A 10,148-nucleotide genomic window follows, 5' to 3' on the forward strand; every position below is an offset into this window, starting at 1 on the left:
AATTCAGAGAACGCGCCGCGTCTCTCGACGCGGCGTTCTGTGTCGTGTCGCGCGGGTGGTGGAAATTGTTTGGCGGCGTAATCTCCGGGTGACTTGAACCCACCCAACCGGCGACTGGCACCGCCAGGGAGATTACGCCATGAACCAGATTACAGACACCAGCACGCCTGCGCTACTGTCGGCAAACCGTCCGCGCGACGATCGAGGCGCTGTTCGAAGAGGAACTCGAGGCCTTCATCGGGCGCTGCCGCTATGGCCGCAGCGACGGCGCGCAGAAGGGTTATCGCCATGGGCACTGCGACCGCCAGCTCACCGGCACGTTCGGCACCGAGACGGTGCGCGTGCCGCGCGCGCGCATCGAAGATGAAGCTGGCAAGATTACCGAATGGCGCTCGAAAGCACTGCCGCGCTACCAGCGGCTGACGAAGAAGGCCGAGGCGCTGATTGCGGGGGTCTATCTCGCCGGCACCAACACGCGGCGGGTAAAACGCGCGCTGGCCGGCCTTTTCGAAGGCGCTGTCGGCAAGGATGTGGTCAGCCGAGCCTGGCGCAAAGTGAAGGTCGACTGGGACGCCTGGTGCGCCCGCAGCCTGGCCGAGGAAGACATCGTCCGGCTCATCCTCGACGGCACCGTCATCAAGACCCGGTTGGATCGCAAGGCCACGAACATCTCGGTGCTGGCGGCGATCGGCGTGCACCGGGACGGGCAGAAGGTCTTGCTTTCCATTAAAAACATGGGTGGGGAGAGCACGGCCGCCTGGCGCCAGTTCCTCGACGATCTGGACGCACGCGGCCTGAAGCGACCCGAATTCGTGATCGTCGATGGCGCCCCGGGTCTGGAGGCCGGGCTCCTGGGGCTGTGGGGAGAGGAGCTGCCAGTTCAGAGATGCACGGTGCATAAACACCGAAACCTGCTCGGCCATGCTCCCAAGCACCTGCATGACGAGCCGACCGCGGACTACCGCGACATGATCTACGCCGACACCGCCGCCGAGATCGAAACCCGCCGCAAGGCCTTCCTGCGCAAGTGGCGGCTCAAGTGCCGAGCGGTGGCCGACAGCCTTGAGGAAGCGGGCGAGCGCCTCTTCACCTTCACCAGGCTTGATCCGTCGCAATGGAAGTCAACGAGGACCACCAACGCCATCGAGCGCCTCAACGAGGAATTCCGCCGTCGCATCAAGACCCAGACGGTGCTGCCCTGCGCCGAGACCGTGCCGATGCTGCTCTGGGCGCTCCTGGCCTCCGGCCAGATCCAGATGCGCAAGGTCGACGGGTGGGAAACCCTCTCTCAGCCCATCGAGCCGATCGCGCTTGACCTCGCCGCCTGATCGGACGCAACTTCATATGCCCGGAGCACGCCGCCACGGAATGTCCACAGCATTCGCGACACGACCGCGTTCTGCTTTACGAGCGACAGCAACAGAATAGACGCGAGCGCGCCTTCAAGGTCCACCTGAAGGCCTGCGCCGTCCGGGGTCAGAACGATGCGGTCGATCAGGCCGCGGATCAGCTCCTTGGCCTCACTCGCTTCCGCTGGGCGTGACAAGCCCGCGATCAGGTCGTCGATCTTCGCCCGGTAGGTTCCGGCCATTGACGGGTGAAGGCGGATCGGGTCTTTCGCTGGCGCGGCCGCTAGCTGCGTCTCGATCTCTTTGCGACGGGTCGAAAGCGCGGTCATCGGCTCCTTCAGTTCTTCGGCGGGGATCCCGGCGAGGATTGCCTTCACCAGCTTGTCGTGATCGCGCTACACCCGCGCCAGCTCCTGTGCCAGCCTCTCCCGGCTGCCTTCGGCGTCGGCGCGAAGGCGATTGCGTTCGGCCGCATATTCCTCACAGAACGCCTGCACCAGGTCAGGGTCCATCAATCCGGTCTTCAGGCCGTGAAGCACTCGCGACTCAAGGTCCTGACGGATGGCCGTGCGCGGTCAGCAGTCGTGCGATATCCTCCAACGAATAGTCCAGTTCGTCTCGCGCGCGCCGGATCTCGTTCGCCATCTCCGCGATCGCCTCACGGCGCGCGTCGCGGTTTTCTACTGGGTCTGGCCTGCGTTTCGGGCGCGGCTTTGCGCGAGCCTGTAGCTCTCGCCATTAATCTCGAGGATGTTGACGTGGTGGGTCAGTCGCTCGGTTCCGATCGGTCAGCCCTTGAGCGCATCGAAGAACTCCTCGAAATGCCGCTTGGCCAGCACAGAGGACAGGGCGGTCGAGGTGTCGCGCGGGGTGATCAGCGCCAGCGAGAGAGCCGGCAGGGGGGCGGCGCGCAGCGGCACTGCGGAAAGCCGCTCCCCCGCCCCCTCGAACGTGCCGGGACATACCGCGATCACGCCGTGGCCGCAGCCCTCGCGTACCATCTGGTGCAGCAGTTCCAGGCTGTTCGTGGTCAGCACCGGCGCCAGTTCCATGCCCGCCTTCGCCGCCGCGATGTCCAGCACGTCGCGCAAGTGACTGGCGGCATCCGGCACCAGGATCGGGCGAGAGAAGAAACGTTCCAGGGTCACACTCCGGCGCCCGTCGTCGGGCACCAGTGCCAGCACCCGGAACGGAACCTCACGCAGCACCGACACGCCGGGCAGCGGGCGCGGGCTGAAGGTCAGGCCGAAATCGGCCTCACCCTCGATCACCATCTGGCGCACCCGGTCGGACTCGGCCACGCGGACCGAGGTGGCGACGCGCGGATTTTCCCTGAGAAACCCGCTCAGCGCCTTGGGAAGGAACCCCGACACGGCTTCCCGCGAAACCGCGATGCGCACCTCCCCGCGCCGCAGGCCCTTCAGCTCCTCGATCTCGGAGGCCACCGTCCGCATGTCCTTCTGCCAGCTCCGCATGCGGTACATCAGGAGTTCCCCGGCCGAGGTCAGGCGCACGCCGCGGGGATGACGCTCGAACAGAGGAACACCCAACTCCTCCTCGGCCCGAAGCAGTTGCTTGTCTATCGCCGAGGCGGAAACGTTCAGGGCCTCGGCCGCGCGGCGGATGCTTCCCAAGCGCGAAACCTCATCCATGTATCTGAAAAATCTGGTAAAAAATACGCGTTGCATCGCCTGCCTTCCAGCCGCCTCCGCCTTCGCATTCCCTCTTACCGAGTGTTGAATAAAATTCAACGCTGCGTTGGATTCTTGGCGTTTGTGATGGCTTCGCGACGCGATCATAATACGCCGCAACGCAGCAAGACTGACAGGATATCCCGGTGCGCCTCATCCCGCCCGAACGCTACGACGTGGAGATCGCCGGAGAGGTCACCTCGCTGCCGATGCTGCAACTCGACGACCGCCGCGCGATCGCCCTGCTGATGGACATCGACATGGGCCTTGCCTTCGTCGACCGGATGGGCCGCGCACTTGCCGCGCACTTCGCACCGATGAAGCCGGAAGTCGTCGTGGGCAGTGCCACGCTGGGCATTCCCGTGGCGATGGAGGTCAGCCGTCACCTCGGGCTCGACAAGTATCTGATCTTGCAGAAATCGCCGAAGTTTCACCTTGCCGACGCGCTGGAGGAACCGGTGCGCTCGATCACCTCGGACACGCCGCAGCGGCTTCTGCTCGACCGGCGCCAGATCCCGCTGCTGCAGGGCCGACGCGTGGTGGTGGTGGACGACGTGATCGCGACCGGTGCCAGCATGGCTGCGGCGATGCGTCTGGTCCGGCGGGCGGGCGCCACCATCCTCGGTGTGGGCACGATCCTGACCGAGGGCATCGACTGGCGCGAGGCCCTTGCCGGGGATACCGCGCTCGTTCACCGGCTGGGCCGCATTCCGCAGTTCCGCGTCGTCCATGGCCGGGCGGAGATCGACCTCGACAGCTGCGAAACCGACATGCGGCCCGAACCGCAGCCGGGATGACATTCGCCGCGCGCGGCCGGCACGGGAGGAGACCGGGCGCGCGCAAAACCTGAACCATTGCCTCGGGGCAGCCGCCACGGGGCGAAACCAGAGGGGCCAAAGCCCCCATCAACCGCAACCAACAGGGACGACCCATGACCGATCAATCTCTTCCCAAGGACGCCGGCACCACGCTGTTCCCCCTGGTCCTTTCCATCGTCGCAGCCGCCGCCACCGGCGTGCTCTGGGCCTATGCCAACCCCATCCAGCTGGTGCCAGGCGTGATCCAGTGGCGTATCTTCGCCTTCCTCCCGCCGCTCATCGGCATATTGCTGGGATGGCGCAGCGGCTTCATCTGCGGCTACCTCGGCACCATCGTCTGGTCGTTGCTGGCTGGCACCTTCATCCCGGCGCATTCGCTGCTGGTTGACGGGATCATGGTGGGTCTCACCGGGCTCGTCCCCGGGCTGCTGTTCAACCCTGCCACGACGACCTTCGACAAGGGCACGCTGCTGCGCATCGCGCTGGTCTGCCTCGTCGTCGGCCTCGTCATGGTCGCCGCGGTCTCGGCCAGCCTCGCCTTCTTGGGCATCTTTCCTTTCTGGTGGGGCGTCGGCTACCTCGGGCTGTCGGACATCGTGCCCATGCTGATCGGCACTCCGCTGCTGGTCGTTCCTGCCCTGAAGATCCTGAACGCGGCCCATCCGCAGGGCTTCAAGCGCTTCTGATGCTGCTTTCGGCTCACAGTCTCACGCTGGGGTTCGGTACGTCCGAGCCCCTGCTACATGAGGTCGACCTGGATCTTCAATCCGGCCAGCGGCTGATGATCTGCGGCGCCACCGGCAGCGGCAAGACGTCCCTGCTGATGGCGCTGTCCGGCGTCATTCCCAAGATCACCGCCCCCGGCCATTACGCGGGCACGGTCACGCTCGACGGGGAAGACATCGCGACGATCGGCGCGGATGCTCTGTTTGCACGGGTGGGTTACGTCGCCCAGGCCGCCGAGGATCAGCTCTGGGATCTGTCGGTCGAGGACATTATCGCCTTTCCGCTGGAAAATCGCGCCGTGCCCCGCGACGAGGTGCGTGCGCGCATACGGTTCCTTATGGAGCATCTCGAACTGACCGAGCTTGCCGGCCGCCGCGTCCTGACCCTCTCCGGCGGAGAGCGGCGGATGGTGGTGCTTGCCGCGGCGCTTGCATCGCGGCCCCGGCTGCTGGTGCTCGACGAACCCACGACGGGGCTCGATCCGGCGGCCCGCCAACGGCTTTGCCGTGCACTGGAACAAGCCGCGGATGATGTCTCGGGCGTCGTCATCTCGGAACAGGATCCGACGCATCTTGCCTCCCTCACCGACACGCTTGTGCTGATCTCCGGCGGTACGCTGTCGCGGATGCAGCCGCTTGCCCCTGCACTTGAAGACGCCGCCCAATGGCGTGACGCGGGGCTTCTGGCGCCCTGCCGGTCCCCGGCCCGCCGGGCTGTACCCACCCCGGGGAAAGAGCTGCTTTCCGTCACCGGCCTGCGCACCCGGCTGACCCGCGCCTCGGGCAAGCCGGTGCTGGACGAACTGAACCTTTCGCTGAAGGCGGGCGAGGTGCTGGGCGTGATCGGCCGCAACGGCGCGGGCAAGACCACGCTGATGAAATCCTTGCTGGGGCTGATACCCGTTGCCGCGGGCGAAATCTGCCTTTCCGGTCAGCCTGCCCGGGACTGGACCACTGCCCGGCGCGCGCGCAGCATCGCATACGTGCCGCAATCCATGCGCCAGATCCTGTTTCACATGACCGTGGCGGAAGAGGTTGCATTCGCCCGTTCCATGGGACGTGGCACAGAGGAGACCGCCGCGGTGCTCACGCGTTATGGCCTTGAGGGGCAGGAAGAGACCAACCCCTTCGCCCTTTCCTCCCGGCAACAGGGCCAACTTGGCCTTGCCTGCGCCGAGGCGTCGGGTGCCGCCATCGCCATCGTCGACGAGCCGCTTCTGGCACGCGACCTTGCGGGGCGGGGGCTGCTGGAAACCTTTCTCGAGCGGATGACCTCCCGGGGACGGGCCGTCATGCTGATCTCGCACGACCTCGAACTGATCGACGACGTGGCCACGCGCCTGGTGATCGTGGGCGAGGGCCATCTGCCGTACGACGGCTCGCTTGCCGAGGGCTGGACCAGCACCGCCTTCGGCGCGCTCGGCTGGCCCGCCCCCGCTGCGAAGCCCCGGGAGACCGCCGCATGAGCCGCCTTCAGGAACTGAACTTCTTCGCAAAGCTCGGTGCAGCTTTCGCCCTGATGATCGTAGCATGGCTGATGCCCGACTGGCGGTGGGGCCTCCCCTTTGCGGCGCTGATCCTGCTGCTGCTCTGGGTCGCGCGGGTGCCCAAGCTGGGCGGCTACCTGAAGGGCGCCGCGCTGCTGACGCTGATGGTGATCATCAGCTGGATGATCAACCTGCTGCTGCAGGGCCTTGCCCCCGTCGCGGCGCTTGCCGTGGCCGCGAAGATGGCCGCCCGCCTCGTCGCGACCACCGCGCTTTTCTACTTTGTGATGGAAACCTCGACACCCGGCGCCATCCTCGCCGCCTGCTCGCGGGCACGGCTGCCTGCGGTGGCGACGCTGATCCTGTCGCTGCTCTTCGGTATGATTCCCATGCTGCGAGACGAGTTCGAGCGCATCGCCGATGCGCAGCGGGCCCGGGGGATGGAGATCGATGACGTCAGCTTCCTGCGCAAGCTGCGCTTCGCCTTGGCCCGGGGCGTGCCACTTCTGGTGCAGGCCATCCGCACCGCCCATGCCATCAGCTTCTCACTCACGCTCTACGGGTTCGACCTGTCGCGCAAGCGCACGACCTGGCGGGACGTGGGGCTTATGGTCGAACCCCGCATGACCTGGCCCGAACGCGCGGCCGCACCGATCCGGGCCGACTGATCCGGACCAACTGACACTGAAGGACACATTCCGATGAAAGACCAAGCCGCTCCCCGGACCTGGCGCGTCGATGTCGAAGGCTACTCGATCGATCTGCCGATCGTCGCGATCAACCCCGATTTCGCGATTTCCCTGATGATGGTGATCGACCTCGGCGTGAAGTTCGGCGCGCATGTCGGGGCGGCGCTCGCGAAGAAGATCGCGCCGCTGCGTCCCGACATCATTGTCGGCCCCGCAACGCTGGGCATCCCCGTCGCGATCGAAGTCACCCGTGCTCTCGGGCTGGATCATTACGTCGTGCTGCAGAAATCGCCGAAGGTTCATCTCGGCGATGCGCTGGTCGAGGGCGTGACCTCGATCACCTCGAAGGGCGCGCAGCGGCTCCTGCTTGACCGTGCCGCGATCCCGCGGATCGCGGGCAAGCGGGTCGTCGTTGTCGACGATGTGGTGGCCTCGGGTTCCAGCCTCAAATGCGCGCTCGACCTCGTGCGGCGCGCAGGCGGCGAGGTGGTCGGCGCTGGCGTCATCCTGACCGAAGCGCGGGACTGGCGCGAGACACTGGGCGAGGATGTAGAACGGCTGGTTTCTCTTGCCCACATCCCCCAGTTCCGCCCGGACGCTGACGGCAATTGGCAACCGATCCCCGGCACCTGAGCGCGTCACGCGAAACGGAGCGTATCGCGGCCTCGGCCGCGGTCACCATCGCCGGGATCGAGACCGCTCACATAATCCGCCAGGGGCAGATCCTCGCAAATGACGAAACTTTGTTTCAGGTCTTCGCGGGGCTCGCCGCATAATCTCGTCCAGCGGTCAGCTCCTCTCGCGACGTTGCCCAAGACAGCGACGCTGCCCTTCGCCTCGTGGGGAAGGTCTTCCGCCGAGGTGGCCAGAATGACGATTGCATCGGCCCCGCCGAGTGAAATCTGGAACTTCTCGGCCCAAGCCTGCTGATCCCGCTCGCGCGAGGGATATGGGCCGGGAGCTGCGACGCACCGAAGCGATCACCGATATGCGCCCCGCTGCGTCGCCGCATGATCCAGAGAACGGCAGCTCTGCGTTCCTTGCCCGAGCCGGAAGTGTTCGATGAACTTCCTCAGCAGGCCCAGGGCATTCAGCGACTTCGGGTAATAAAGAAAGAAGCCGGGACGGGGCGGCGTCATCTCGGCCAGAACCTGCACCAATGTGCCGCGCTCCATCTCCTCCGCGACGCCGCGCTTCAACGACCAGCCGATCCCGAGGCCCCGGCGGGCGGCTTCGATGGCAAGGCGCAGATCGTCGACGATCAGGCCACCGCTGACGGCGACGACACGCTCACCCTCCGGCCCCGTGAAGCGCCAATCTGATATCTGCCCGGAACTGACCTGCCGGTGGCGAATGCAGACATGTTCAAGCAGGTCCTCGGGTCGCTCCGGCCTGCCGTAGTGGGCCAGATAGCCGGGTGAGGCCACATAGGCTGCCTCTTCCGCGGGCGACAGGCGCACCGCGATCATGTCGTCCTGAAGATAGTCGCCGAGACGGATGCCGGCATGGAAACCGCGCGCGACGATGTCGGTCAGCCCTTCCTCGATGATCAGCTCGATCTCCAGCCCCGGATGGGCTGCCTGGAACGCGGCGAGCCGGGGAGCGAGGATGAGTTGCCACGCGCGGTAGGGAAGCGCGATCCGCAACCGCCCGACAGGGGTGCCCGCGCTCTCGCGCGCCGTGTCGAGCGCGGCTTCGAGCCCGCCGAGAAGGTGGTGCGCGCTGTCATAGAGGGCGCGGCCGGCGTCGGTGAGGGTGACCGAGCGGGTGCTGCGCAGGAAAAGTGGCGTTCCGAGACGGTCCTCAAAGCTCTTGAGCTGGTGCGAGACCGCCGGCGGATTGACGCCAAGGTGCCGGGCCGCCGCGCGCAGCGACCCGCGATCCGCGATGGCGACGAAGGTCTGGAGGGCCGAAAGGTCGCTGCGATCCATTATTCGATCTGTTCAATCAGTCTGATGTATTTGTGCTGACTATACGAAACTATCTGCCGTGCGGAAACTGGTCTCACGAACAGGAGGCCGGAGATGAGGCAGACAGACGGGCATCCGCCCGGAGAAATCGCAGGCGTTGCGACCATCGTGGCCACGGTCTTCGCCATGGCGCTGGCCGATGCCATCGTGAAATATGCGAGCTCTGGCATGACGCTGTGGCAGATCTGGGTGCTGCGGGCGCTGATCGTGGTGCCGGTCTTCGCCGCGCTTGGTCGCGACCGGGTCCGGATGGCGGCACCCGGCTGGGTCCTCATCCGCAGCCTGGCGCTGGTGCTGATGTATCTTGGAATTTACGCCGCGATCCCGCTGCTCACGCTTTCGGTCATTGCGGCCTCGCTCTATACATCGCCGCTTTTCATCACGCTCCTCTCGGCCGTCTGCCTGCGCGAGCCGATCCGCCCCCGCCAGTGGCTCGCCATCGCGGTTGGCTTCGCCGGGGTTGTGCTCATCGTCCGGCCCGCCGCCGAGGGCTTCCGACCGCTCGCGCTGATCCCCATCTCGGCCGCCTTCCTCTACGCGGTGGCGGCAGTGGTGACGCGGGCGAAATGCACCCGGGTCTCGGCGCGGACGCTGGCGTTGTGGCTGAATCTGACGCTTCTGACCTGCGGTGGCCTGGCGAGCCTCCTGGCCCTTTTCGCCCCGCCCGCGCTGGCGACGGCCTATCCCTTCCTCTTCGCGACCTGGAGGCCGATGGCGGGCACCGACCTGAGCGTGATCGCGTCGCTTTCGGTGCTGATGATAGGCATTGGGGTCGGCCTTGCCCGGGCCTACCAGTCGCCCAGGCCGCAGGTGATCGCGACCTTCGACTACAGCTTTCTGATCTTCGCCGCCTTCTGGGGCTATGTCTTCTTCGGCGAGGTCCCGGACGCCTGGACGATCCTTGGCATGGTGCTGATCTCAGGAGCCGGCGCGCTGGTTCTGAGTGCTGGCGCGGAGGTCGATCATTAGCCCTGCCCACGAGCGTCCTGAGGCGTTCCCACTGTAGAGGCCGCGATGCCTGACCGGTGAGCTGTCATTGTGGATATGGCCAACACTCGAGAGCGGATCGAGCGCAAGCGGCAGCAAGGCCCGCGCTGTTGCCCTCAGCCTGTCAGACCATGCTGCAGATGCCACCGATGGCCGGTTTAACGTAACAACACCGTCTGAAGAACATCACGGCCGCATGCCAAGCCGGAAAGATATCGAGTCTCTGTCCAACCGCGACGAGGACTGAAACCAGCGCGATCCCGATAGCTGACCCGAATGGCCGTCGATCGAGGTGATCATATGACAGATGATGTGTGTGCGGCGCGGTGACATGCGACCTCGGGGGAGCGTCTGGAAGGAAAGCCGCGGGCCCCGGGGGCCCGGCGGTTTGTCTCGTGCGGCGGGCTCATCCGTTGTAATCGGCATCCTCGA

General features: G+C 65.9%; 9 protein-coding genes and 3 pseudogenes. 8 read left to right on the plus strand and 4 right to left on the minus strand.

Features of this window, described 5'->3' with window-relative positions; genetic code table 11:
- The first annotated feature begins 139 nt into the window (after nt 1–139).
- A pseudogene (locus CVV76_RS24190) lies at nt 140–1,328 on the plus strand (IS256 family transposase).
- Here the strand turns inward: CVV76_RS24190 and CVV76_RS24195 are convergent.
- From CVV76_RS24195 to CVV76_RS24200, 3 genes and pseudogenes are all read right to left on the minus strand, one after another.
- Entirely contained in the window at nt 1,289–1,726 is a 438-nt protein-coding gene (locus CVV76_RS24195) for a hypothetical protein (RefSeq protein ID WP_102227249.1), read from the minus strand. The pseudogene CVV76_RS24190 and the gene CVV76_RS24195 sit on opposite strands and share 40 nt — an antisense overlap.
- 303 nt (nt 1,727–2,029) lie before the next feature.
- A pseudogene (locus tag CVV76_RS25260) lies at nt 2,030–2,125 on the minus strand (AAA family ATPase); the annotation flags it as partial.
- 12 nt (nt 2,126–2,137) lie between these two features.
- The gene (locus CVV76_RS24200; protein WP_102227250.1) at nt 2,138–3,037 is read right to left on the minus strand and encodes a LysR family transcriptional regulator; all 900 of its coding nucleotides are present in this window, start codon (nt 3,035–3,037) and stop codon (nt 2,138–2,140) included.
- 149 nt (nt 3,038–3,186) lie between these two features.
- Between CVV76_RS24200 and CVV76_RS24205 the strand changes: the two genes are divergently transcribed.
- The 6 genes and pseudogenes from CVV76_RS24205 to CVV76_RS25545 all read left to right on the plus strand — a co-directional run.
- Nucleotides 3,187–3,837, plus strand: a complete 651-nt coding sequence (locus CVV76_RS24205) for a phosphoribosyltransferase family protein (RefSeq protein ID WP_102227251.1) — start codon at nt 3,187–3,189, stop codon at nt 3,835–3,837.
- A 134-nt stretch (nt 3,838–3,971) separates the two neighbouring features.
- A complete protein-coding gene (locus CVV76_RS24210; protein WP_102227252.1) occupies nt 3,972–4,544 on the plus strand; it encodes an aminotriazole resistance protein in 573 nt (190 codons plus the stop codon).
- On the plus strand, nt 4,544–6,049 hold the full coding sequence (locus tag CVV76_RS24215) for an ABC transporter ATP-binding protein (protein ID WP_102227253.1): 1,506 nt from the start codon (nt 4,544–4,546) through the stop codon (nt 6,047–6,049). Before CVV76_RS24210 ends, CVV76_RS24215 begins: the two co-directional genes overlap by 1 nt.
- Nucleotides 6,046–6,738, plus strand: a complete 693-nt coding sequence (locus CVV76_RS24220) for an energy-coupling factor transporter transmembrane component T family protein (RefSeq protein ID WP_102227254.1) — start codon at nt 6,046–6,048, stop codon at nt 6,736–6,738. The genes CVV76_RS24215 and CVV76_RS24220 overlap by 4 nt, the downstream gene beginning before the upstream one ends.
- A gap of 33 nt (nt 6,739–6,771) precedes the next feature.
- Entirely contained in the window at nt 6,772–7,392 is a 621-nt protein-coding gene (locus CVV76_RS24225; protein WP_102227255.1) for a phosphoribosyltransferase family protein, read from the plus strand.
- A gap of 32 nt (nt 7,393–7,424) precedes the next feature.
- A pseudogene (locus CVV76_RS25545) lies at nt 7,425–7,535 on the plus strand (IS6 family transposase); the annotation flags it as partial.
- A 204-nt stretch (nt 7,536–7,739) separates the two neighbouring features.
- Here the strand turns inward: CVV76_RS25545 and CVV76_RS24230 are convergent.
- Nucleotides 7,740–8,690, minus strand: a complete 951-nt coding sequence (locus CVV76_RS24230; RefSeq protein ID WP_102227256.1) for a LysR family transcriptional regulator — start codon at nt 8,688–8,690, stop codon at nt 7,740–7,742.
- Between the two features lie 93 nt (nt 8,691–8,783).
- Here CVV76_RS24230 and CVV76_RS24235 point away from each other — a divergent pair, with 93 nt between their 5' ends.
- The gene (locus tag CVV76_RS24235; protein ID WP_102227257.1) at nt 8,784–9,698 is read left to right on the plus strand and encodes a DMT family transporter; all 915 of its coding nucleotides are present in this window, start codon (nt 8,784–8,786) and stop codon (nt 9,696–9,698) included.
- Nucleotides 9,699–10,148 lie beyond the last annotated feature (450 nt).

Source organism: Acidimangrovimonas sediminis, assembly GCF_002871005.1.
Classification (GTDB): domain Bacteria; phylum Pseudomonadota; class Alphaproteobacteria; order Rhodobacterales; family Rhodobacteraceae; genus Acidimangrovimonas; species Acidimangrovimonas sediminis.

Excerpts from the sequence above, each read along its gene's own strand:
- CVV76_RS24200 (WP_102227250.1), bottom strand. The coding sequence starts at position 3,037 with ATGCAACGCGTATTTTTTACCAGATTTTTCAGATACATGGATGAGGTT.
- CVV76_RS24210 (WP_102227252.1), top strand. The coding sequence starts at position 3,972 with ATGACCGATCAATCTCTTCCCAAGGACGCCGGCACCACGCTGTTCCCC.
- CVV76_RS24215 (WP_102227253.1), top strand. The coding sequence starts at position 4,544 with ATGCTGCTTTCGGCTCACAGTCTCACGCTGGGGTTCGGTACGTCCGAG.
- CVV76_RS24220 (WP_102227254.1), top strand. The coding sequence starts at position 6,046 with ATGAGCCGCCTTCAGGAACTGAACTTCTTCGCAAAGCTCGGTGCAGCT.
- CVV76_RS24225 (WP_102227255.1), top strand. The coding sequence starts at position 6,772 with ATGAAAGACCAAGCCGCTCCCCGGACCTGGCGCGTCGATGTCGAAGGC.
- CVV76_RS24230 (WP_102227256.1), bottom strand. The coding sequence starts at position 8,690 with ATGGATCGCAGCGACCTTTCGGCCCTCCAGACCTTCGTCGCCATCGCG.
- CVV76_RS24235 (WP_102227257.1), top strand. The coding sequence starts at position 8,784 with ATGAGGCAGACAGACGGGCATCCGCCCGGAGAAATCGCAGGCGTTGCG.